The organism is Hymenobacter elongatus (assembly GCF_004745955.1).
GTDB lineage: Bacteria > Bacteroidota > Bacteroidia > Cytophagales > Hymenobacteraceae > Hymenobacter > Hymenobacter elongatus.
This window is the reverse complement of sequence record NZ_SRLD01000045.1, coordinates 1-23,338: the sequence shown is the minus strand read 5'-3', so window position 1 is coordinate 23,338 and position 23,338 is coordinate 1. Positions and strand designations below refer to the sequence as shown.

Annotated in this window: 15 protein-coding genes and 1 pseudogene; 12 read left to right on the top strand and 4 right to left on the bottom strand. The window is 55.1% G+C overall.

Annotated elements, in window-relative coordinates; genetic code table 11:
- The first annotated feature begins 50 nt into the window (after positions 1 to 50).
- The gene (locus E5J99_RS18095; RefSeq protein WP_167852206.1) at positions 51 to 1,250 is read left to right on the top strand and encodes a glycosyltransferase family 87 protein; all 1,200 of its coding nucleotides are present in this window, start codon (positions 51 to 53) and stop codon (positions 1,248 to 1,250) included.
- A 156-nt stretch (positions 1,251 to 1,406) separates the two neighbouring features.
- Positions 1,407 to 2,093: a deoxyribonuclease V gene (nfi, locus tag E5J99_RS18090; RefSeq protein ID WP_135499226.1), complete on the top strand. Its 687-nt coding sequence runs from the start codon at positions 1,407 to 1,409 to the stop codon at positions 2,091 to 2,093.
- A gap of 96 nt (positions 2,094 to 2,189) precedes the next feature.
- Here the strand turns inward: nfi and E5J99_RS18085 are convergent, their stop codons facing one another.
- The gene (locus E5J99_RS18085) at positions 2,190 to 3,104 is read right to left on the bottom strand and encodes a glutamate--tRNA ligase family protein (RefSeq protein WP_135499225.1); all 915 of its coding nucleotides are present in this window, start codon (positions 3,102 to 3,104) and stop codon (positions 2,190 to 2,192) included.
- Positions 3,105 to 3,213: 109 nt separating this feature from the next.
- Between E5J99_RS18085 and E5J99_RS18080 the strand changes: the two genes are divergently transcribed.
- The 6 genes from E5J99_RS18080 (at position 3,214) to E5J99_RS22175 (ending at position 10,517) form a co-directional block, all read left to right on the top strand.
- Positions 3,214 to 4,548, top strand: coding sequence for a serine hydrolase (locus E5J99_RS18080; protein ID WP_135499224.1), 1,335 nt, complete (start codon positions 3,214 to 3,216; stop codon positions 4,546 to 4,548).
- A 477-nt stretch (positions 4,549 to 5,025) separates the two neighbouring features.
- Positions 5,026 to 5,739 carry a pirin family protein gene (locus E5J99_RS18075; protein ID WP_135499223.1) on the top strand — a complete coding sequence of 238 codons (714 nt, stop codon included), beginning with the start codon at positions 5,026 to 5,028 and terminating at the stop codon, positions 5,737 to 5,739.
- 84 nt (positions 5,740 to 5,823) lie between these two features.
- Positions 5,824 to 6,402, top strand: coding sequence for a nitroreductase family protein (locus E5J99_RS18070; protein WP_135499222.1), 579 nt, complete (start codon positions 5,824 to 5,826; stop codon positions 6,400 to 6,402).
- A 20-nt stretch (positions 6,403 to 6,422) separates the two neighbouring features.
- Complete coding sequence (locus E5J99_RS18065) at positions 6,423 to 7,133, top strand: pirin family protein (RefSeq protein ID WP_135499221.1); 711 nt, start codon at positions 6,423 to 6,425, stop codon at positions 7,131 to 7,133.
- Positions 7,134 to 7,486: 353 nt separating this feature from the next.
- Positions 7,487 to 8,554 (top strand): MBL fold metallo-hydrolase, encoded by a 1,068-nt coding sequence (locus tag E5J99_RS18060; protein ID WP_245319084.1) that lies wholly within the window; start codon positions 7,487 to 7,489, stop codon positions 8,552 to 8,554.
- Between the two features lie 373 nt (positions 8,555 to 8,927).
- The gene (locus E5J99_RS22175; protein ID WP_135499220.1) at positions 8,928 to 10,517 is read left to right on the top strand and encodes an OmpA family protein; all 1,590 of its coding nucleotides are present in this window, start codon (positions 8,928 to 8,930) and stop codon (positions 10,515 to 10,517) included.
- On the opposite strand, the pseudogene E5J99_RS22315 reads toward E5J99_RS22175, so the two are convergent.
- Positions 10,472 to 10,576 (bottom strand): annotated as a pseudogene (locus tag E5J99_RS22315) (hypothetical protein); the annotation flags it as partial. The gene E5J99_RS22175 and the pseudogene E5J99_RS22315 overlap by 46 nt on opposite strands.
- A 238-nt stretch (positions 10,577 to 10,814) precedes the next feature.
- Here E5J99_RS22315 and E5J99_RS18050 point away from each other — a divergent pair.
- On the top strand, positions 10,815 to 13,262 hold the full coding sequence (locus E5J99_RS18050; protein ID WP_135499219.1) for an alpha/beta hydrolase family protein: 2,448 nt from the start codon (positions 10,815 to 10,817) through the stop codon (positions 13,260 to 13,262).
- Between the two features lie 140 nt (positions 13,263 to 13,402).
- On the opposite strand, the gene E5J99_RS18045 is transcribed toward E5J99_RS18050, so the two are convergent.
- Both E5J99_RS18045 and E5J99_RS18040 read right to left on the bottom strand, forming a co-directional pair.
- Positions 13,403 to 14,707 (bottom strand): putative HlyD family type I secretion protein, encoded by a 1,305-nt coding sequence (locus E5J99_RS18045; protein ID WP_135499218.1) that lies wholly within the window; start codon positions 14,705 to 14,707, stop codon positions 13,403 to 13,405.
- A gap of 1 nt (position 14,708) precedes the next feature.
- Positions 14,709 to 17,021, bottom strand: coding sequence for a peptidase domain-containing ABC transporter (locus E5J99_RS18040; protein ID WP_135499217.1), 2,313 nt, complete (start codon positions 17,019 to 17,021; stop codon positions 14,709 to 14,711).
- A gap of 208 nt (positions 17,022 to 17,229) precedes the next feature.
- Here E5J99_RS18040 and E5J99_RS18035 point away from each other — a divergent pair, with 208 nt between their 5' ends.
- The 3 genes from E5J99_RS18035 to E5J99_RS18025 all read left to right on the top strand — a co-directional run bounded on the left by E5J99_RS18035 (position 17,230) and on the right by E5J99_RS18025 (position 22,343).
- On the top strand, positions 17,230 to 18,690 hold the full coding sequence (locus tag E5J99_RS18035; RefSeq protein ID WP_135499216.1) for a TlpA family protein disulfide reductase: 1,461 nt from the start codon (positions 17,230 to 17,232) through the stop codon (positions 18,688 to 18,690).
- A 332-nt stretch (positions 18,691 to 19,022) separates the two neighbouring features.
- On the top strand, positions 19,023 to 20,657 hold the full coding sequence (locus E5J99_RS18030) for a vitamin K epoxide reductase family protein (RefSeq protein WP_135499215.1): 1,635 nt from the start codon (positions 19,023 to 19,025) through the stop codon (positions 20,655 to 20,657).
- A gap of 51 nt (positions 20,658 to 20,708) precedes the next feature.
- Positions 20,709 to 22,343: a DUF6734 family protein gene (locus E5J99_RS18025; protein WP_135499214.1), complete on the top strand. Its 1,635-nt coding sequence runs from the start codon at positions 20,709 to 20,711 to the stop codon at positions 22,341 to 22,343.
- Positions 22,344 to 23,338 lie beyond the last annotated feature (995 nt).

Sequence of the window (23,338 nt, the reverse complement as noted above, 5' to 3'; positions counted from 1 at the left end):
TCACAATTCCGCGTACTTTTGCCGCCATCCTCACAGCTCTGCCCCGCCGCATGCGCACTTCCCGCGTTTCCCAGTTTCTGCTCCAGCCACGCTTCGTAGTGGCCCTCTACGCCGTCCTGACGGTGCTGGTCAGTTTCCAGCACTACTTCAAAGGCTCAATCAACAACTACCTGATTTTCGTCAAGCCTTTCTTTAATCTGGTGGCGGGCAACAACCTCTACCTCGAATACCCCGAGTATTACTACGACACCTATAAGTACAGCCCGGTTTTCGCCCTGTTCATGGGCGTATTTGCCTGGATGCCCAACTGGCTCGGCCTACTGCTCTGGAATGTGCTCAACAACACGGTGCTCTACCTGGCCGGCCGCCGCCTGTTTCCGGACGTGCGTCGCCAGCTGCTGTTTCTGCTGCTGGTTTTTATCGACGTAATGACGGCTCTGCATAATAGCCAGGCGAACTGTCTGCTGGTGGGCCTCATGCTCTGGACCTACTTCAACCTGGAGAACAAAAAGCCCGTTTGGGCTGGTCTGTGCATAGCCTTGGCCTTCCTGATCAAGATTTACGGCGTCGGTATTGGCCTGCTTTTCCTGTTTTATCCCGGCTTCATCCGCAACAGCGCCTGGGCGGCGTTCTGGGTGGTGGTGCTGGCTTTCACGCCGCTGCTGGTCGTGAGCTGGGCCGACTTTCAGATGATTTACATCGGCTGGTACGACATCGTGCGGGCCTCTACCACCGGCGTGCAGCTCTCCCTGATGGGTGTGCTCGACACCTGGCTGGGCCTCAGCGTGTCGAAAGGCGCGGTGCAGGTGGCGGGCCTGGCGCTGCTGCTGCTGCCGCTGGCGTATTGGCAGGCCTGGCGCGAAACCCACTACCGTCGCCTGTACGTGGCGTCCATTCTCATCTTCGTGGTGATTTTCAACCAGATGGCGGAGTCGCCCACCTTTATTATTGCCGTAACTGGCTTTGTATTCTGGTTTTTGCACTACCGCCGCAGCACGCCGCTAGCCTGGGGCTTGTTCGCGCTGGTGGCCTTGTTCACCTCTCTGTCGGCCACCGATATCTACCCGCACTTCATTCGTAGCGGCGTTTTCGATACCTACAAAATCAAGGCCGTGCCCATGATTCTGGCCTGGGCCGTCATTCAGGGGCAGCTGCTGCTCTATCCGCGCTGGCGGCAGCGGCTGGCCGCTTCGTCCGAGGCCGCCCAACAGCAACCGGCCGACGCACCTCAGCCTGCTGCTACCGTATAAGAGGCGGTTTTTTGGAATTTAATCCTGGTGTCCTGCTGCGCGCAGTCGACGTGCTTCAACAATCAGACGTCAGATAGAGCACCCTATTGAACTGCTCACTTAACCCGAACCGGCGCTTTACAGTACAACTGGGCAACGTTTCCTACGCGCGCTGCCATGTATCGTCCTTATCATCCGCCCGCCGATCCGCTGCTCGTGCGCGAGCTGACCCAGACGCAGGAGCAGCTTCGCGGCCACGTACGCCTGCTGCCGCTGGGACATGAGCCGCAGTTTATTGCTGGCTGCGACTCGTCTTTTCCCACGCCCGAAACCATTCTGTCGGTGTTGGTAGTGCTGCGCTTTCCGTCGCTGGATCTGGTGGAGAAAGTGTGGCACAGCGGTCCGGTAGAAGTGCCGTACATTCCGGGGCTGCTCTCTTTTCGCGAAGCGCCCAACGTGCTGCGGGCCTACGAAAAGCTGCGCCAACAGCCCGATATTCTTATGGTCGACGGGCACGGCATTGCCCACCCGCGCCGCATGGGCATCGCGGCTCATCTTGGCGTCATGCTCGATTTGCCCGCTTTCGGCGTAGCCAAGCAACGGCTGACCGGCACCTTCACGGAGCCCGCCCTCACCAAAGGCAGCATCAGCCCCCTGACCGACAAGAGCGGTGAGCTGCTGGGAGAAGTCATTCGCTCGAAGGACAAGGTCAATCCGCTGTTTGTGAGCCCCGGCCACCGCTGCGACCAGGCCACGGCGACGCGCCTCACCCTGGCCTGCCTGCGCGGCTACAAGCTGCCCGAGCCCACCCGCCTGGCCGACCATTGGGCCGAGGAGTTCAAGCAAGAGCTGCGCGCAAGCTAAGATTGGTCACGATGCCAGTAGAATAGGCCACAGCCCGAAAAAAACGCTTTTCCGTTCGGCACTTCCACAGCGTTGGGCCCGGCACAACTGCCCCCATCAACCGACAGCCGCGTCGGGAAAGGCGGCTTGCAACGCGGCCAATGAGCGGCCCGCAGCCTCCGGAAGCCGCAGCAGTCGGGCCACGGCGGCATATACCACTTGCGGCGAAGCGGCTTCCGCCAGAATACCCCGATCCAGGGGCTGCTGCTGGGATTTCGACAGCTTCTGGCCATCGGCAGCAGCCAGCAGCGGGTGGTGCACCAGGCGGATCCGCGCGAACGAATCGGTAGCGGGCACTTTTTGCGCCAGCCAGCGCTGGGCCGCCGTGCTGGGCAGCAGGTCCAGGCCCCGCACGATGAGCGTGATGCCCAGCCGCACGTCGTCCACGATAGAGCCGATTTGATAAGCTGGCTGCCCGTCCTTTTTGCGCACCACGAAGTCGCCCAGCTCCTGCGCCAGCCTCACCGCAACCGGACCCTGCCACAAGTCGGTAAAGGCTACGCTGGTAGCAGCGGGCACCTGCGCCCGCCAGGCCGCACCGGGCATATCGAAGGCCAAATGCTGGCTTCGGCAAGTCCCGGAATAGGTGCCCAACGGCGACTGAGCCAAAATTTCGGTGCGCGAGCAGGTGCAGGCATAGAGCAAGTCGGGCTGCTGGCGCAAGGCCTCCAGAAACTGCTGATAGTCGCTCAGACGGTGGAGCTGGGAGAAATTCCGGCCAAAATCATCGGGGCCGGTGGGACCGTGGTCGTAGTCGAGGCCCAGCCAGTCGATGGTGCGGAAGATATTCTCCACATAAACTGGCCGCAGCCGGGCCCGGTCCAGGTCGTCGATGCGCAGGTGTAGGGTGCCGTGGGCCCGGCGCACGAGCAGCCAGGTCAGTACGAAGTTGACGGCATTGCCCAGGTGCAAATAGCCGCTGGGCGTGGGTGCCAGCCGGCCCAGCACGGGCCACGGGGTAAAATCAGGCATAGAAAGGCAAAGTAGCGCCAATACCGAAGTTTTTGCCTATTTCCGGCGGCCCTTGTTAAACGCAGCAGTAGAAGTAGTGTCCAACCCCGTACGCAAAACCGGCTTCCCGATGCAGAAACTTTTCCTCGCCGTTCTCCTGATTCTCGTCGGCCTGCCCCGCCCCGGCTGCGCCCAGTCCGGCCCGCTCTACTTCCCACCCCTGGCCCCTGCCGGTACCTGGAGCACCGTGGCACCCCAACAGCTCGGTTGGTGCCAGCCCCAGCTCGATTCCCTGCTGAACTTCCTGGGCCGCAAGCAAACCAAGTCGTTTATCATTCTCAAAGACGGCCGCATCGTAGTGGAGCGCTACTACGGCACGTTCACCCAGGATTCGGTCTGGTATTGGGCCTCGGCTGGCAAGTCGCTCACCGCCGCGCTGGTCGGCATTGCCCAGCAGGACGGACTGCTTACCCTCGCTGACAGCACCACCCGCTACCTGGGCCCGGGCTGGACGTCGGTGCCCCGGCCTAAGGAAAAGCTGGTCACCATCCGCCAGCAGCTCACCATGACCACCGGCCTCGACGACGCACCGCCGCCGCCCTGCACCAACGAGGACACCCGTGCCGCCTGCCTGCTCTACCGCGCCGACGCCGGCACGCGCTGGGCCTACCACACCGGCCCCTACCGGCTGCTGATGAACGTGGTGGCCAGTGCCAGCAGCCTCACCATCAACGCCTACACCCGCCAGAAGCTTAGCAACCGCATCGGCATGGGCGGGGCCTGGGTGGATGACGTGTACTACAGCCGGGCCCGCGACATGGCTCGGTTTGGCCTGCTGATTCAGAACCGCGGCACCTGGGACCAGACGGCCGTGCTGCGCGACACGGCCTACTTCCGGCACATGACCACCCCTTCGCAGCCCCTGAACCGGGCCTACGGCTACCTGTGGTGGCTGAACGGCCAGACTTCGCACATGCTGCCCGGCTCCCAGCTCACGTTTCCGGGCCCGCTGATACCCGCCGCCCCGGCTGACATGATTGCCGCCCTGGGCAAGAACGACCAGAAAATCTACGTGGTGCCCAGCCTGGGGCTGGTCGTGGTGCGGCAGGGCGAAGCGGCCGGCCCGCGCCAGCTGGCGCTGTCATCATTCGACAATCAACTCTGGACCTACCTGATGGGCGTTTTTTGCCGCCCTACTGCTACCAGCCCGGCGGGCCGCGGCGTAGCCTTCAGCCTCTATCCCAACCCGGCGGCCGACGCCGTTACCATCACCCTTGCCCACGCCGAAGCCGGTTCCACGCTCCGCCTCACCGACCTGCCGGGCCGCGTGCTGCGGCAGCAGGCTGCGGCGGGCCTGCAAAACCAGATGCCCACTGCCGACCTACCCGAGGGCGTGTATCTACTGCAATGGCTGGCCGCTGATGGCAGCATTCTGTGCACCCGGCGGCTGCAGAAAACGCCGTAGCGCCCGGGCCAACGGAAAGGACGTGCTTCCGCAATGAAGCCGGACGAGGGGCCTATCAACGGCCAAAAAACAATCTATCAGCCGTTGGCTACTGCTGGGCAAGAACAGGTGCAAACCCCGCCGCCGATTCGTCGCCGGACCGGCTGCTCCGAGCCCTACTGCCAGGCGGGGCTGCTCCGGTTTTTCGCCCTTCGCTTCGTTGCGGCTGATGCACCGGGCACCGGGCCGACCCGACAGCAGGTTTTCTGACGGACTGTCCGGCAAAGGTAATCCGGCATTTCAGGGCGTCGAAAAGCCAGTTCGCAAGACCGGACAGCTCGTTTGCAGAGTGCAGTCGGTTCACATTGCCGGACCGGGCAGCAGGAGTGGCAGCCCGGTCCGCCATCCTGGCAGAAAACATTTCTGGCTTAATTGATGTATGTACATCAATTATAAACAAGCTAGCGTTTAGCTTGTCGGCCTTATTCAACTTTTGCCATGCAAACGCTGCTTCACACCGCCGCCTCCCGCGGCCACGCCAGCCACGGCTGGCTTACCTCTTACCACACATTCAGCTTCGCTGGCTATTCGGACCCCAGCCGGGTGCATTTTGGGGTGCTGCGCGTGCTCAACGATGACACTGTGGCGGGCGGCATGGGCTTTGGAACTCACCCTCACGATAACATGGAAATCATTTCCATCCCGCTGTCCGGCGACCTGGAGCACAAGGATAATACGGGCACCCAGGCCATCATCCGGCGCGGCGACGTGCAGGTGATGAGTGCCGGCACGGGCATCGCGCACAGCGAGAAAAACCACAACCGTGACCAGGAAGTGAAGTTTTTGCAGATCTGGGTGATTCCGAACAAGCGCAACGTGAAGCCCCGCTACGACCAGCAAACCTTCCGGGCCGAAGACCGCCACAATCAGATTCAGCAGGTCATTTCACCCTCGCCCGACGATGCCGGCGTCTGGATTCACCAGGACGCTTGGTTTAGCCTCGCCGACTTCGACCCGGGTTTCACGACCGACTACACCATTAATAAGCCCGGCAACGGCATGTATGTATTTGTGCTGGAGGGCGACGTCACCATCAACGGCCAGGCCCTGCACCGTCGCGACGGGTTTGGCATCTGGGACGCGGCCTCGTTCAGCATTGGGGCCACCAGCGCGGCCCAGCTGCTGCTGATGGATGTGCCCATGACGCTGTAGGCCGGCCCCCACTTTTTCCCGTTTTTTGTTCTGTATTCACTGCCGCCTACTGCTTGGCGGGTCGTCTTTGCTTTTCCTGCTTACATGAAAACTGCCCCCACTACCTACCCCGTGCACGAATTGATTCGGAACCGCTGGAGCCCACGCTCCTTCGCTCCTACCGCCGTAGCACCCGAAACCATGAACCAGCTGTTTGAGGCTGCCTCCTGGGCCGCCAGCGCCATGAACGAGCAGCCCTGGCGCTACCTCTACGCCCATCATTCCGACACCGAAACCTTCGGCAAGCTGGTCGATTGCCTGATGGCCGGCAACCAGCCCTGGGCCAAAAACGCCGCCGTGCTGGTGGTGGCGCTGGCCAAAACGCACTACGACAACGGCGCGCCCAACGGCGCGGCCCTCCACGATGTGGGGTTGGCCAACGGCAACCTGATTCTGGAAGCCACGGCCCTGGGCCTGCACGGCCACTTTATGGGCGGTTTCGACGCGGCCAAAACCCGCGCGGCATTTCAGCTGCCCGATACGCTGCAGCCGGTCGTTGTTATTGCGCTGGGCTACCGGGCCGAAGCTGAGCAGCTGGAAGAGCCGTTTTTGAGCCGCGAAAAAGCCCCGCGCCAGCGTAAGAGCGTGGGTGAAATAGCCTTCCACCAACAGCTTCCCGACTAACCGACCACGCACTACGCACTATGAGCTACCGCATCATCCGGGCCCACGAACGAGGCCTCAAGGACATTGGCTGGCTCCAAAGCAACTTTTCGCTTAGCTTCAGCAACTACTATAACCCCGAGCGGACGGGATTCGGGCTACTGCGTGTGTTCAACGACGACTTTGTGCAGCCCGCCAACGGTTTCGGGCTGCACGCCCACGCCAACATGGAAATCATTTCGGTGATGCTGGCGGGCCGCATGAATCACATCGATTCGATGGGCTACAAAGAGGAAGTCGCTACCGATTCGGTCCAGATTATGAGTGCCGGCAGCGGCCTGCGCCACGAAGAGCATAACATCGGCGATGATGAGGTGAATTTCCTGCAGATATGGATTGAGCCCAAGCTGCAGAACGTGACGCCGCGCTACCAGAAACGCAGCTTTCCGGTCGCCAAGCGTAAAAATCAGCTTACCACCATCGTCAGCAATGAGGAAGGCCAGGCCCACTGCTGGATCAACCAGAACGCGCGGGTGTCGCTGGGCTACTACGAGGCCGGCCAGACCGTAGACTACCCCCTGAATCCGGTCAACAAATGCGTGTTTGTCTTCGTGATGGACGGTGCCCTGACGGTGAACGGGCAGTTGGTGGAAAAGCGCGACAGTATCGGCCTTTGGGTCACCGCCACGGTCAGCATTGAGTGCCGGGCCGAGAGTCGGTTCATTATCATTGAAGCGCCTATCAACCATTAATATGGTCTCAAGTTCAGACTGCCATGTGCACAGCAGTACAGAGTGCCGCATTCCCAGGAATGCGGCACTCTGCTTTTTTAGAGCGGTTTCGAGGTCAATGGCTAGTAGCGCGAACTTTGTAGTTCGCGTCCCCACGCCGTTTGCAGTCGTTCTATCGGCGCGGCGACGCGAACTACAAAGTTCGCGCTACTGCCACCTCGTACACTGAATCCGAAACCGCTCTGGTATGTGATAACGCTTCTCAAACAGCGTTACGCTACTGTGTGTGCCGCGCTGGTATGTTTAGCTCCTGACTGCGGCCGAACAATTTGGGCTGGCATAGGTAAGCATAGTCTCATCCTGTTCCGCTACCGATGTCTGCTACCCGCCGTTTGCTTCTCTGGACTGTTGCCGTTTTAGCCACAGCCGCTGCGGGCGGCTTCATGGTGGGCTGCTCACTGTCGGCACCGCGCTATAGTGGCCCCCGTTCCGACCATTTCGATGGGAAGCAGTTTCGCAATATTGGCGGCGTGCGGGCGCAGGAAGGAATGAAACCGCTGCTGAAATGGATGCTGCACCGCGAAAAAGGCCCGTTTCCGGAACGCCCCGATTTGCCCTATGGCCCCAAGCCCCCCACCCGAGTCGGGCCCGGCGAGCTGCGCGTGACGTTCGTAAACCACGGCACGTTTCTGCTCCAAGTCGATGGCTTGAACATTCTGACCGACCCCATCTGGAGCGAGCGAACCAGCCCTTACCAGTGGGCCGGCCCGAAGCGGCTGCGCCCGCCAGGGCTGCGCTTCGACGAGTTGCCCCCCATCGACGTCGTGCTCATCAGTCACAACCACTATGACCACCTCGATGTGGAAACTCTCCGCCGCCTGGCTGCCCGTGACCAGCCCCGAATCTTCGCGGGCCTAGGAGTCCGGCAGTTTCTGACCGAGCAGGGAATCCCCAACGCCACTGATATGGAATGGTGGCAGCAGCTGCCCCTGAGCCCGCAGATACGGTTGGCCTGCGTGCCGGCCCAGCACTTCAGCGGCCGGGGCCTGCGCGACCGGGACGCCACGCTCTGGGCCGGCTACGTGCTTCAGACCACGGCCGGCAATCTGTACTATGCCGGCGACACGGGCTACGGCGACTTTTTTCGCGCTATTGGCCAGCGTTTCGCTCCTATCCGGCTAGCCATTTTGCCCATTGGGGCCTACCGCCCGCAGTGGTTTATGGCCCCCATTCATATCTCGCCCGCCGAGGCGGTGCAGGCCCACCTCGATTTGGGGGCCCGGCAAAGTATTGGCACGCACTTCGGCACCTTCCAGCTCGCCGATGATGGCCTGACGGAGCCTACCACGGATTTACGCTTGGCGCTTGAAAAAAAAGAGGTACCCGACTCAACTTTTTTAGTGCTGCCGGAAGGCCTTGGGTGGCACGCGCGGCCCTTGTAAGAAGCGGCTGTTTCAGCACCCATCGCGCAATTAGTAAAGCCGCTCACCTCGCCACTGCATAGGCAGTAGTGGGGCTTGCAGGGGCATTCATTAGAAATACAATATACTTATAATCAAAATCTTACTATCCCTCAAAGCAGCTTTCAACGCGCCAGAGCCAAGATCGGCCCTGGGATTGCACAACTCCAAAGCGGCGTTGCCCAAAATAAGCTCAACGCTACCCAATACAGGTGGTGACTACAAAAGTTTGGCGCATCATAGAACATAACTCAGAACAGATATAAAGAGCAACAACAACCTTATTTGGCGGGGTTCGGTATATAGCCACACCACCATAGAGAGCACTTGTGCTTTCTCAACCTCTGTTCCATATATGAAACTACACCTTACCTCCCCGAAAGCCCTGGTGCTGGGGCTGGCCTTACTAGCCGGCGCGCCGCGCGATGGACACAGCCAGAGCTCCGAGAAAAAGAGTGGCATCAGCCTCTACGGCTCCACGCTACAGTACCATGGCGACCATGGCTCCGAGTGGTTCAAAAACGACAAGATTGAGTTCGGCGCGGGCATAAAGTATGGCCGCTACATCACGCCGGGCATCGACTTGGGCCTTGACTTCAGCTACGGTGAGATGGCCTACTCAGCCACGCCGCCCAAAAATGCTACACAGCCTTTCAGCGGCTTCCGGGCCAATGTGGTGAACATCGGCATTCCGGTGACCCTGAAGCTAAACAACGGCTGGGCGCTGAAGGAAGACGGCTTATTTGCTCCTTACTTGAGCTTGGCGCCTGGTATTTTCTTTGCCAGCACCGACCGTTTTAAAGTGGGCGGTGGTGCTCCCGACAACCGCGACTTATACGCATTTGATATTCACGGTGCCGCTGGCATCCGGCTCAATTTCACGCCTGGCCTGTCGGCTTTCGTGCAAACCGGCCAGCACTACATCCTGACCGACCAGGTGGATGGCATCACGCTGAAAGGTAATATTAATGACCGCTACCTCCAGCACACGGCTGGTCTGACGTTCAACTTCGGCCAAGTGATTGACACTGACGGCGACGGCGTAGGCGACAAGAAAGACAAGTGCCCTAGCACGCCTACTGGCGTGGCAGTGGATGCTACTGGCTGCCCACTCGACGGCGACGGCGACGGGGTTCCGGATTACCAGGATAAGTGCCCGACCGAAAAAGGATTAGCAACGCTGGAAGGCTGCCCTGACCGTGACGGTGATGGTGTGCGCGACGGCGACGACGCTTGCCCCGACACCCCTGGCAAAGCTGAATTGCGCGGCTGCCCAGACAGCGACAATGACGGCGTGATCGATACCACTGATAAGTGCCCCGGTACTCCGGCCGGCGTGAAAGTTGATGCCACCGGTTGCCCGGTAGATACTGATGGTGATGGTGTTCCGGATTACCAGGACCGCTGCCCTAACCGTCCCGGTCCAGCATCGAACAAAGGCTGCCCCGAGATGAAAGTAGAGGAGAAGAAAAAGCTCCAGGAAGCCACTAAGTACATCCAGTTCGAGTTCAACAAGGCTACGCTGAAGCCGATATCGTTCCCAACGCTGAATGGATTGGTAGAAATCCTGAATGCTTATCCTGACTACAGCCTTGGTATCTCGGCCCACGCCGACAACAAAGGTGACGACGCTTACAACCTGCGTCTGTCGGATGAGCGTGCTGCCTCGGCCCGGACGTATATGCTGAGCAAAGGTTTAGCCGCCGACCGGATTGTGTCGCATGGCTACGGCGAAAGCAAGCCAATTGCTGACAACGCTACTGAAGCTGGTCGTGCCATCAACCGCCGCGTAGAGTTCGATGTATACCTGCCCGGTGACCCGAACCCTGCTGAGACGAAGTATGGTGTAGCTCCCGAAATTCCTGCTGCGCCGGTGAAAGCCGCCCCAGTGAAGAAAGCTCCGGTGAAGAAAGCACCTGCTAAAGCCGCACCACGCAGAAAGTAAGCTCCTCGGCATCTGCCTCCCGGCAGATTGACTACCTCCCCAAAGTGGCCAGCTCCCAGAGCTGGCCACTTTTTTTATGCCCTTGATCCAGAAGTAGTAGCACGTGGCCACGTAAAGTTAAAATTGCATTTTTAGCTTCTGTGAAGATTGTTAAGCCCACTGGATTGTTGGCAAAGTCCAGCTTCGCAAACTCTCTAATTTCAGCCCACCTGCGGGAACTGTTCGCATAGCAGGTTGTCTTATCGTATCTTACAGAGCTTTTCCTGCTTGATCCCCGGAGCACACTTTCCATTCTCTATGAAAATATTATACCTTTTTGGGTCCCTCTGGTTTTGTAGTCTGGCTAGCTCGGCGCAGGACTTGATGTACCAAACGCCACCCAAAGCCATAGCTGCTCTCGCCGATGCTCCCAGCACCCCGCGCGTAAGCGTCTCCTCCAATGGTCAGTGGATGGTGCTGCTTGATAATCAGGACATGCCCACTATTGCGGATCTGTCGCAGCCCGAGCTACGACTCGGGGGCCTCCGCATAAACCCAAAGACCAATGGCCCCAGCCGAGTTATCTACAGCACCAAAATTCGCCTGAAGCACCTGCCCGATGGCAAGGAGCTACTCGTGCAGGGCCTACCGGCTAAGGCCCGCATCAGCGAAGTCACCTGGTCGCCCGACAATACCAAGATTGCCTTTACTCACACTTCCGAGCGCCATATGGAGCTCTGGATTCTGGACGTCGCCTCGGCCTCAGCGCGGCTGATGCCCAACCTGTTTCTAAATGGCGTGTTTGGGAAGTCCTACGAGTGGGTATCGGATAGCCAGACGCTGCTGGCCCGCGCCATCGTGGGCGGCCGTGGCGACCTGCCCCTCATCAATGCCGTGCCCATGGGACCTACGGTACAGGAAAATATCGGCAAGAAAGCACCTGCCCGGACCTACCAGGATTTACTAAAAAGCCCCGCCGACGAGAAGCTGTTCGAGTTTTATGCTACGGCTCAGGTCGTGAAAGTTACTCTGCTGGGCCGGATGCAGCCCTTGGGCCAGCCCGGCATTATTCAGCAGGCCGCTCCCTCACCCAACGGCCGCTATGCTTTGATCAAAACGCGGCACCGCCCCTATTCCTACACCCTGCCCTACTACGACTTCCCACTGCAGGTTGATATTATGAGCATGGAAGGCCTGCTGGTGAAAACCCTAGCCGATCTGCCATTGGCCGACAACGTGCCCAGCAGCTTCGATGCTGCCCCCACCGGCCAACGAAGCCACGGCTGGCGCACCGATGTGCCCTCGACGCTCTACTGGGTGGAGGCCCAGGATGGTGGCGACCCCAAAACCGCCGCCCCGGTGCGCGACAAGATTTTCACGCTGGCCGCACCCTTCGAAACCGAGCCGCAGGAACTGGCGGCCCTGCCGTTGCGCTTTCGCGAAATCGTATGGGGCAATGCTATGGTAGCGCTAGTAGAAGGCTACCGCTGGAATGACCGCAAAGAGATGACTTGGACGCTGAACCCAACGGCCAAGACGCCGCCCGTCATCCTTTTCGACCGTTCTTCGCAGGATACCTACACGGCTCCCGGCACGCCTTTCACCCAGCGCAATCTGACCGGGCACGACGTGCTGGCCACCGACGCAAAAGGCGAAACGCTTTACTTCATCGGCACCGGAGCCTCGGCGGAAGGTGACCGGCCCTTCGTGGATGAATTGGATGTACGCAGCAAGAAAAGCACTCGCTGGTGGCGCTCCGAAGCACCATTCTACGAAGTTCCCATCACGATTCTGGACGTGAACAAGCGCCAGCTCATTACGCGGCGCGAGTCGCAGCAGGAAGCGCCCAACTACTTTCTGCGCGAAGTAAAAAACGCCAAACTAACGCCCCTCACCAAGTTCACCAACCCGTACGCGGCTGTCGGCAACCTTAGCAAGCAGGTCCTGAAGTACAAGCGCGCCGATGGCGTCGACCTGACGGCCAACCTGTATTTGCCTTATGGCTACAAGAAGGAAGACGGCCCGCTACCGACCCTGATGGAAGCCTATCCGGTTGAATTTAAGAACAAGGCCAATGCCAGCCAGGTGAAAGGCTCGCCCTACGCCTTCACCCGGCTGAGCTGGGGCTCCCCAATTTATTGGGTCACGCAGGGCTACGCCGTGCTGCAAGCTACCAGCATCCCGATTGTGGGGGAGGGCAGCAACGAGCCCAACGATACCTATGTGGAGCAGCTCGTGGCCAGCGCCCAAGCCGCCATCGACGAAGGGGCCCGTCTGGGCGTAGTTGACCGGAAGCGCGTGGCTGTGATGGGGCACTCCTACGGGGCCTTCATGACGGCTAACCTACTGGCTCATACCAACCTCTTCAAAGCCGGTATTGCCCGGAGTGGTGCCTACAACCGTACGCTCACGCCTTTTGGCTTCCAGGCCGAAGAGCGCACTTATTGGGAGGTACCAGAGGTGTACAACAAAATGTCGCCCTTCACCTACGCCGACAAGATCAAAACACCGCTGCTCATGATTCATGGCGAGGCCGACAACAATTCGGGCACCTTTCCGCTGCAAAGTGAGCGGTTTTATAACGCGCTGAAAGGCCACGGTGCCACGGTGCGCTATGTGGTGCTGCCCTTCGAAGCGCACGGCTACGCGGCCCGGGAATCAGTGATGCACACGCTCTGGGAGATGAACAGCTGGCTGGACAAATACGTGAAGCAGCCCACAGTGCCAGCCACCGACCAAACAACCGGCGCAAAGGCCAGCAACTAAGCTGCTCCTTTTTCCGGATAGTGTGCGTCCCGATTGCCAGAGGCAGTCGGGACTTTTTTTATGATGCCGAATCCTGGCTAGTGGCCACTCAACTCAGTAAGTACTACAAGCAAAAAGCGGTGCCTCCTCGCTGGATAAAGCTATAATTCCGTGAAATCAAGCAAGGATTTTAACGGAGGCAAAATCTTGTATAGCAACCGATTGTCTCGTGTTATGATTTCGGCCGTTGCGGTCATACCGTTCTTGTATTGCAGACTACGCCCTTGTGTCGTTACCAAATGCGCGGGCAGATCAACTCGGGCCAGGAATGCATTATTTTTGAGCAATATCTCAGCCACAGAATTGATCTGCCCTTTCACCAAACCATATTCCTGATAGGGATACCCACTAAATTTTATTAGCACAGTTTGGCCAGGCCGAACCGTGCCGACGTGATGCTGAGTGATATTTATCTCACCGGTATATCGAGTATTGGCTGGGGCGATGTAAAATAGCTCCTGATTCAGGACGATCTGTTGATTTTCTTGTAAAGGGCGCGGCATATAGGCCACGCCTGCAATAGGCGCACGAACGACATAGCGCGCAACCCAAGCATCTGCCGCACTTTGCAGAGTATTTATCGCCTGTTGAAAATTATCGAGTTGCTCGGCTAACGCTTTGTCTAGCTCCAAAGTCTCCTTATTCTTCAGGCGCTGGGCACTGGTGTTTAGAATAATACCCGAAGCTACTTGTGAGTATACTAACTGCCTTTCCAGGAGCTTGCTTTTTTCTCGCTCGAATTCCAACCAAGGAATCACCTTTTGCTGAGCTAGTATTTTTTGGGCCTGAAACTGCTGCTGGGCAATGCTAAGCTCCGCTTTTTGTAAGGTTTCTTGGTGGCGTAGATTGGTCTCTAACTCTCTCAAATCTAGGAGTTGTCCATCAATAATTTCCTTTTGCTTTCCATAATACTTGGTAAGAGTATTGAACTTGACCTGCGTGTATTTCTGCAGAAAATTTTGATAGTCATTCTGCATCTCGCCCAAATGATGAAATTTATGCAAAGAGAGTTTCTCCAGTTCCGCATATCGGTTTTCCTGGGCAAAGCGCCACGCGGTCTGTAGCGCTCGGGAAAGACTGAGCACTTCTTCATGGTCGCCCGTACTCTCCAAGTACGCCAGTGGCGCCCCTGCCAGCACGGCTTTGGAGTCTTGCCCCAGGAGCTTCACTATTCGTCCTTCCGTATGGGCAACGGCTACCTTCGGGGCATTCACAGAGGTCAGCGTGAACCCTGCCATTACCACATCCGGGTAGTGAATAAGCCAGGTACATAAAAAGATGAAGCACGTAGCGGTCAGGCCAAAGGCACCTCCCCAGCGAAGCAGCCATGGCGGTTGTCGGGAAAGCACCTCTTGCACCTCATCAGATCGTAGCTCGATTAAGTAAGTTTGCGTTTCAGGAGGCATATTATAGACTTAACTCTAACTGATTTTTAACTAACTCCCAGTAGCTGCCTCTTGTGGCGACTAGCTGAGCATGTGTACCTACTTCCACAATAACGCCCTTATCTAACACTACTATTTGATCGGCATGTTTGACGGTGCTCAGACGATGGGCAATTACCACGACGGTGCGCCCTTGGAAAAAATCATGTAGCCGCTCAACGATGACAGCTTCATTGTTGGCATCCAGAGCATTAGTGGCTTCATCCAAGAATATAAACCGGGGATTTTTGTATACAGCCCGAGCAATCAGAATGCGCTGCCGTTGCCCCTGGCTGATGCCATTGCCCTCGGCTCCAATTGTGGTATGATATCCTAACGGCAGAGTTTGAATGAACTCCCGCAGGTTAGCCACGTGTACAGCATGCTCTAGCCGGTCTATTTCAATATGATCGACTCCGACGGCGATGTTACGGGCAATGGTATCGGAGAATAAAAAACCATCCTGCATGACGACACCACACTGGCTGCGCCAGTGCGAATGACTCACGGAGCGTAAGGCAGAATCACCCAACCGTATTTCACCATTGGTAGGATCATGAAAGCGCAAAAGCAGCTTCAGCAGTGTTGTTTTGCCACTGCCGCTCATCCCTACAATGGCCGTTGTTTTTCCTCCTGGAATGAACAGATTGATATGGTTCAGAACCTGCTCCCCGACTGAATATTGGAAGCTTACCTGATTAAATTTTAAGCTGTTCTCATTCTCACCCCGCCACCCACCGCTTGCGGATTCAGACAGTGGGTCGAGCAGCAGATCAGCCGATTCCTCATCAGCAATACCGTGAATTTCATTGAGTCGCTCCAGGCTGATGCGAGCGTCCTGAAATCCCTGCATAAAACCAATGAGCTGCTCAATCGGACTGCTCAACTGGCCCACGATATACTGCATGGCCAGCATCTGTCCCAGGGTGAGCTGGCCTTTCACTACGGCCTGGGCGGCCATTATCAGAATGATAATATTCTTGCCGTCATTCAGCAGAACGGCTCCTGTTTGCTGATACTGATTCAGGGCTAAACTACTCATCTGCAACTTATAAAGCCGGGCCTGAATACGTTCCCAAGCCCAGCGCATAGGCCGTTCAGCGCCAGCCAGCTTAATTTCCTGCATGCCCTGCAACAGCTGCACCATCATGCTTTGGTCACGAGCCGAAATGTCAAACCGCTTGTAATCGAGCTTCTTTCGCTTGGCTAGAAATAGCACAATCCAGCCAAAATAAAGCAGGCTACCCGCTGCAAAGACGAAAAATATCGGCAAGCTATAGATGGCCAGAGCACCAGAGAAAATCAGCAGGCTGATAAAGGAAAATACGACGTTTACAGTCTGCCCTGTGAGAAAGGCTTCTATCCGGTGGTGATCATTTACGCGCTGCAAAAGATCACCAAAATGCTTGGTATCGAAGTATGCAACTGGTAAGCGCATCAGCTTAATGAAAAAGTCGGATAGGATACTAATATTGACTCGTACGCTGATGTACAGCAAAATCCATCCTTTAATAAAGTCATTCACGAGCCGCCCCAGCATCAACAAAAATTGCCCCGCCATCACTAAGTACAGGAAGGGTATATTCTGTGTGTTAATACCTACATCAACTATGGATTGGGTCAGGAAGGGCATCAGCAATTGCAAGGCGCTGCCTACGAGAATACTGATGAACAATTGTATCAGCAGCTTTTTATAGGTCCATAGATACGTAGCAACCTTCTCAAAGCTATAGACGCTTTTCTGCTGCTGTTCCTGCTCATATAGCGCCTCTGTTGGCTCCAGCATCAGAACAACTCCCGTCTCCTCGTCGCTGCCCGGCTGTGGAGTAACCCACTGTTGGATAAAGTCCTCTACCGGACAGCTAACCAGGCCAAGATTAGGATCAGCAATGCGAACAGCTACATATTCTGACGCCCCTTGGGAAAGCAGAGCCGATTTTTGCCGATTCTTATGGCCAAAGCCAAGCTTTCTGCCCAGACCAGAGAACCAACTATGGGGCGCCTTTTTGAAATCGTAAACCACCACAAAGTGCTGCTGCCGCCAGTGCACGATGCAGGGCAGGGCGACATCTTCCACTAGTTGCTCAAACGATATCTGAGCTCCCAACGCCCGGAATCCAATGGCTTCCGCTGCGTCTGCCAAGCCCAGAAGCGAAACGCCCGCTTTGCTGATCCTAGCCTTTTCTCGTAGGGTCTGCGCGGAAAATGTGCGGCCGTAATACTTGGCTATCATGCGCAAACATGCAGGGCCGCAATCTTTCTGATCTAGCTGTTTATAAAAATGAAACGCACTCATGCAGGCTAGTATAGTTTAATATAGTAAATTATATATATTTGTTAACCAAATAACGCGCAAGTATACACAGAAGCTGGATAATGACTGCAAGTTCTTCCGCTTGTCTTTGCTACTGCCAATGCCTGGGCAGAATGCGTCGCTTGAATTTTTTATTGTCCAGCATATCAAATCCCAAAATTCCTTCTATATTTGAGCCAATTATTCGTTTATGCTATCCTTACTGATGTTATTGGTATCTTCCCTTTCGGCGATTTTACTTAGTTATTACACCTGCCTGTTTCCCAGCCATTCAATCTGCAGCAGTACTACCGTATCTGCTCCGATTGTTATTAGCGGGCACTTAGCGCACGCGCCAGCCGGGGATAGTATTCGTCTCGAGTTTGGACAGTTTAAAGTTAAAGTCCCGATTACTGCTACCGGCAATTTCCGGGTAAAGCTCCCTCGAGTGGCTGCTGCCACGCCGGCCTCGCTGTATTATGCCCGCCAGCACGCCAGCCTCTACCTGACGCCGGGTGATAGTCTGCACTTAACCCTTGAGTTCCCACGTTTCGATGAAACGCTGCGGTTCACTGGCCGTGGTGCTGCCGCCAACAATTATCTTGCTCAGGCACTGTGGCAATTTGAATACGGGCCAGTTGGTTCCGTGCCGCGCCCAGTGGAGCAGCGCACGCCCCAAACTACTGCCGCACAGATGCGGGCCTATGCCGACTCCTTCCGACAAAAACGCCAGGATTTTTTGGCAACTTATACGCAAGCTCATCCCGTAGCTGCAGCTTTCAAGAGCTATGCCACGCTGCGCATTAATCTACAATGGGCCATCAGCTTGCTGGAATACCCGCAGTATTATCGCGACACAAATAAACGGCTGGCACCACTCCCCAACTCATACTTCAACTTCCTGCAGCAACTACCTTTAAAGAAGCTGGATGAATGCTTTGGCAGGGACCAATCTGAGTCGACGCTGGCCTTGCAATTTCTGACCGTGTACAGTAACCGGCTCCTACCCTCGGGTACACTCAGTTCCGACCCAGGGGAGGCCCAAAAGCTGTATAACAAGGCCACTGCGGACCTGGGGCTAACCTCCTCGCGCGACAAAGCGCTCTACCAGTTATTAAGCTATCAGCTGGATGCAAACACGGCTGGGGTAGTGGCCGCAATGCCCACATTTCGGCTGCAAAACCAGGACTCCGTGTTGGCGCGCAACCTACGCGAAATGGTGAGCAAACAACTGCGCGTGGAGCCTGGGCAACCCGCCCCACCCTTCACATTGCTCAACAACGACGGCAAAAAAGTGACGCTTAGTGATTTCAAGGGCAAAGTTGTGTACCTGGATTTTTGGGGTAGCTGGTGTGCTCCCTGTATAGCCGAAATACCAGCCAGCACTGCCCTAAAGGAAAGGATGGCAGGCCGCGAGGTGGTATTTATCTCGGTTGCGGTAGGTGATACAGAAGAAAAGTGGCAGCGGACTCTACAGGCTCATCAGCTCACGTCAGCAGCCGGAGTCCAGCTGCGCAGCCCCGACAACACGGTGGCCGCTGCTTATCAGATATACTCTTATCCTTCCCATATGCTCATCGGGCGGGACGGACGTATTCGAGTCAGGCGTGCGCCAGCACCGTCGGCCGGTGCCGAAACTATTGCCGCCATTGAAAGCGCATTGAGCAAATAAGTACCGCCATCAGAATTCTTAAATAAAAAATACTAGCCTATATCAGCAGAACTGTATCAAGTTGGTTTCGTTGATGCTATAGAAGTAAGTACCATATCACTACAAAGGCAGCCCGATAATCAAGCCGCTATTTCAACTATTTGTTAGCCATAAAAAAGAGTTGGCGCGTGTGTGCTATGCCTGAGCGGCCGGCCTGAATACGCCCCAACGCCAAGCTTATCCGAATAGCTCCTATTGCCGTCTATCTCAGCACAACGAGCCCATACCCACTCGTTTTAGGTGACCTAGCGCGATAAGATAATTACTATACTTTATCATCAGCATATTCTGTAATGGAAAAAACAGTAGCAACTTTCTTAACAAACATAGGCGCACCGGTTTCCCAGGCGCACTGCGAACGACTCATCAGAACCCATTCCGATTTTCCGGCCCTGAGCAGCATTTCTGATGCGTTCGAACGGCTGGGTCTGCGACATGCTATGAGCATGGTGGATCGCTCGGAAATGCACACAATACCATGCCCCTATTTGCTGCATACTGAGGCCGATGGCGGCGATATTGTTGCCATTATGAGGCCTGAAGATATTGCTAAACATGAAGAGGCATTAGCCTATTGGAGCGGAGTTATTATTCAGGTAGATCCTGTACCCATATTAGCTGTGCAGGAAAGGAGCATCGCCTACAAGCGAGACCAATTCTCTCGCTTCCTGCAGATCGTGTTGGCCAGTATGGGAATACTATTGACTGCCTATATGATCTATAAGTTGGTAGCTGGCCCCTCTACCCTACCGGTAAGTCTAGGAATAAGTGGCCTGTTGGTCACGGCTCTGACAGGATGCATCATTGGCTATTTTCTACTAGCGAAGGACTTAGGTATAAAGTACCGCTCAGTTGAAGCGTTCTGCGCCGTAGAGGAAAAAGCTAACACAGATTGTAACAGAATTTTAAACTCCGGAGGAGCCTCAATTCTGGGACTAGTCAGTCTTTCCGAGGCAGTTTTTGCCTATTTCTCTTTCCAGATCATTGCCCTGTACCTATCGGTTCTAGGTGGTTCATTATATAATGAGGCGCAAGTCGTATTCTTCGGGTTGAGTCTGCTGGCCTTACCTGTTGTAGTGTACTCGGTCGTGTATCAGTATGCCATTGCCAAGACCTGGTGCAAACTGTGTCTGCTAGTGGATGGTGTTTTGCTGGCGCAATTTGGGGTTACAGCGAGCTTATACGCAGTGAATACTTTTGGTGGCCCAGCGACCTCCCTGGTTTGCGTGGTAGGATATATTTTTCTGTTTATTTCAGTGCTAGCCGTGACCGTGCTGGGGAAAGCCAGCCTCAAAAGCTACATGGAAGTGGTTAAGTCGGAGGCTGAAGCACTTCGCGTTAAGAATTCATTACCTGTCTTCAAGCACCTGTTGCAATTCTTCACACGGCGGATCACGATAGCGCCCTTTGAGGATGAAATAATTCTGGGCAGCCCAGAGGCAACACTAAAGCTGGTGCTGGTACTTAATCTGCATTGCGTACCCTGTAAAGAGCATTTTCAGAAGGTGGTGGATGCCGTTAATGTCTATCCTCAAAATATTCAAATCGCGCTACGGTTTGTATTAAGCGGGCGGGATGCAAATATTTCCCCAACGAGTGTTCATTATATTATTCACTACTGGCGCGAGCATATTCAAGGACGCGCTGAGCAGACGCAGCAGACGATACAGCTTTTACAGGACTGGTTTGAGGACATGGATCTAGAACGGTTCAAATCAACGCGGAGTGTCGACGTTTCAGTACCAGATACCACTAGCGAACAACTGAGCTTGGCGCATCGCCAGTGGGTGCAGCGCGAGCATATTACCCGCACGCCCGCCTTATTTATTAACGGTTACTTTTTGCCTCAAAATTATACCCTGGATGATGTTCTGGCCATGACGCAGGAACTCATCCACTCTTCCGGCAAAGAGGAAGTCGGCGTGTAAGACCTCGATAACCGAAACAGTAGTACAGGTAATTGCTAGCTAGTATAGGATATGAAAATTGTGCAAAGTTTATGGATGGCACCCTCTAAGGGCGCCGCCATCGAGGAATCACGGGTGAAGGGAGGATGGTTGTCCGAGAAATATCACCACTATAGCATGGCCCTGAGTGCTTGCTTACTTCGGCAATGGTACCCCGAGTTGGAACTTGTTACGGATCAAGCCGGGGCCGAGCTACTTATCGATCAGCTTCAGCTTCCTTATTCGGGGGTCAACGTCTGCCTTGACCAACTAAACCAGTTTCCGGAGGGACTCTGGAGCCTGCCGAAGCTGCATGCTTATAGCCTACAGCAGTCGCCCTTCCTGCATGTAGACGGCGATGTATTTACCTGGACTCCTTTTAAGACCGAGCAGCTTGGCAACAACTTTCTCTTGGTGCAAAGCCCGGAAGTAGACCACCATGAGTCCTATGAGAAGCCCTTACTTCACTTTCAGGCAACGCTGGAAGGTTTGCCAGCCTGCATGCTGCCAGCGGCTACGCAGGCTCCTCTGATTACGTCCCTCAACGCTGGCGTGCTGGGAGGCTCCGATCTTGAATTTATTAACACGTACGCCACCCAAGCGCTTGAGCTGATTGAGCTGAACAAAGAGCGTTTGGCCGGCGACCTGTTAGCCGGATTCTCAAACACAATTATTGAGCAATATTTTTTTAAGCAGCTCGCAGAAAGCCAAGGCAAGAAAATACAGTATCTGTTTGATAAGCTCAGCAAAAACTTCGAAGAGATTCTACATTTTGATCAGGTACCAGTAACGACCAAATACATTCATGTACTTGGAAACGCCAAGCAGACCTATTATAACTGTGTTCAGGTAGAAAACAGGCTGCGCTATCATTTCCCCGCCGTCTACAAGCGGGTCAATAAATTTCATGCGCAACAGGGACTTTTTCAGGAACCATCCCTTTTGTCTCCGGAGGGTAATACCCAGGCCCCTATTTATCAGGTTGCGTGGTCCTCACCTGCACCCGATTCGGTGCTGCCAGGCCTAATAGAAAGCAGTACGGACTTAGTACTCATCCCTGGCAACAGGTTGCAATGGAATGAAACGAACACCCAACACCCAATACCTGAGGAACGGCAGACACTGACCGTCACCGCCCCGGACAGCCTGAATCTGGAAGCACTTTCCGCGACTATAGCGGAGCTTACGGGCTTTGGCTTTCCACATGCGAAGGAAGTGTATCGCTTTATGGCTGAGGCTACTACAAAGGATATTCTGCAAACGTCCTTCACGTTGGCACCTAGCGCAGCCATCATTGAAGTACCAGTCAGCAGCGTTCTACACCGTTCCTTTTCCGGCACCTTCAGCGACGAGGATCTTGCACCAGAGGATAGTATCCTAGCAATTTTAACTAAGCTTGACACAAGTGGGATATTTATGCAGCCACTGGTTAATTGGGAGCAGCTCTTGACCTACTTCCAAGGAGAGGTACTACGCGGCATTGACTTGATGCAGATAATCGATGACAATAATCCGGGTGAAATTCCGCCCATCCATATTGAAAGCCTCGTTTTCGGCTTTCTATGCTTTCATCTTGTCCACACAGGCAATTTGTGTATTGCCGATGCTCCTCCCGTGACAAGCACAGAAGATATTATCGCACTACACACCCATTCTATATCTCTTTAGACTAATTCGCTTTTTGCAATCTACCAGGATTGCTATTGATACTGTTCGGCCGAACATGGGTTTCTAGATTATGTACCCTAAAACATAATCCCATTCTACTTTTTCATTTTTTCTTTTTTTTTTATGAAAACTGCTTTAAAATTTAGTGGCTCAAAGATCAAGAACTTGTTGAGCCGTGAGCAAATGAAGTCACTCGTGGCTGGCAACGGGGGCTGTGGGTCGTGTTCCGGCTACGGATGCTACTCGGGAGGCGGCACTTGCTACTGCCTGATGCGGGGGTCCGGCACCGGTGCTTCCATGTGCAGCTAACCCTTATTGCTACCTCTTCCAGGCAGCACTGAAATAGTGTCTTTACGCCCTCAGTGGCTAGATACATGACCAAAGAGCGTGTTGTATAGTACCGTATTCGGGCATAATTCTATGGATACATCCTCCGTAAAATCACTCAAATACACTGTTCAAATTAATACGATTTGGCAGAGGGTACTATACAGCACGCTTTTGGTATGCTTTCCCTTATTCAAGTTTATAACAGCAAAAAACATAAAGCATCAGTACTCTGATACCAGCGTTTTAGGGTAGTTCCAGAGTTAGTATCTTACAGTAACGCGAAGGTGTACTTCGTGACTTGTTGCCCGATTGCTAAGTAGCCGTCAGCAACGAGTCGCGAAGTACACCTTCGCGTTACAAGTAGCCTGTACACTGAGTGCGAAGCCGCTCTAGCAGACCTGCGATACTGGTAAATTTTGTACACTAGTTGCCGTCACTTATTACTATTCCTATACGCGGCGAGTTGGTCTTGGCGCTTTGCGGCTAGTAAAATACTTTGGCACTACTTCTGGGTGCCATGGCTTATGCAAAGCTGCAATTATAGCAGATTCGTGAACCATGTATCCTTATCGTTTGCCGGCTTGTGTGTGATAGCCGCAGTGGTCAAACCAGTTCCGGGCGTCCCGGCTGGTAATGCAGTCGATAGCCTGAGAGAGGGCCTGTTT

Excerpts from the sequence above, each read along its gene's own strand:
- E5J99_RS18095 (WP_167852206.1), top strand. The coding sequence starts at position 51 with ATGCGCACTTCCCGCGTTTCCCAGTTTCTGCTCCAGCCACGCTTCGTA.
- nfi (WP_135499226.1), top strand. The coding sequence starts at position 1,407 with ATGTATCGTCCTTATCATCCGCCCGCCGATCCGCTGCTCGTGCGCGAG.
- E5J99_RS18085 (WP_135499225.1), bottom strand. The coding sequence starts at position 3,104 with ATGCCTGATTTTACCCCGTGGCCCGTGCTGGGCCGGCTGGCACCCACG.
- E5J99_RS18080 (WP_135499224.1), top strand. The coding sequence starts at position 3,214 with ATGCAGAAACTTTTCCTCGCCGTTCTCCTGATTCTCGTCGGCCTGCCC.
- E5J99_RS18075 (WP_135499223.1), top strand. The coding sequence starts at position 5,026 with ATGCAAACGCTGCTTCACACCGCCGCCTCCCGCGGCCACGCCAGCCAC.
- E5J99_RS18070 (WP_135499222.1), top strand. The coding sequence starts at position 5,824 with ATGAAAACTGCCCCCACTACCTACCCCGTGCACGAATTGATTCGGAAC.
- E5J99_RS18065 (WP_135499221.1), top strand. The coding sequence starts at position 6,423 with ATGAGCTACCGCATCATCCGGGCCCACGAACGAGGCCTCAAGGACATT.
- E5J99_RS18060 (WP_245319084.1), top strand. The coding sequence starts at position 7,487 with ATGTCTGCTACCCGCCGTTTGCTTCTCTGGACTGTTGCCGTTTTAGCC.
- E5J99_RS22175 (WP_135499220.1), top strand. The coding sequence starts at position 8,928 with ATGAAACTACACCTTACCTCCCCGAAAGCCCTGGTGCTGGGGCTGGCC.
- E5J99_RS18050 (WP_135499219.1), top strand. The coding sequence starts at position 10,815 with ATGAAAATATTATACCTTTTTGGGTCCCTCTGGTTTTGTAGTCTGGCT.
- E5J99_RS18045 (WP_135499218.1), bottom strand. The coding sequence starts at position 14,707 with ATGCCTCCTGAAACGCAAACTTACTTAATCGAGCTACGATCTGATGAG.
- E5J99_RS18040 (WP_135499217.1), bottom strand. The coding sequence starts at position 17,021 with ATGAGTGCGTTTCATTTTTATAAACAGCTAGATCAGAAAGATTGCGGC.
- E5J99_RS18035 (WP_135499216.1), top strand. The coding sequence starts at position 17,230 with ATGCTATCCTTACTGATGTTATTGGTATCTTCCCTTTCGGCGATTTTA.
- E5J99_RS18030 (WP_135499215.1), top strand. The coding sequence starts at position 19,023 with ATGGAAAAAACAGTAGCAACTTTCTTAACAAACATAGGCGCACCGGTT.
- E5J99_RS18025 (WP_135499214.1), top strand. The coding sequence starts at position 20,709 with ATGAAAATTGTGCAAAGTTTATGGATGGCACCCTCTAAGGGCGCCGCC.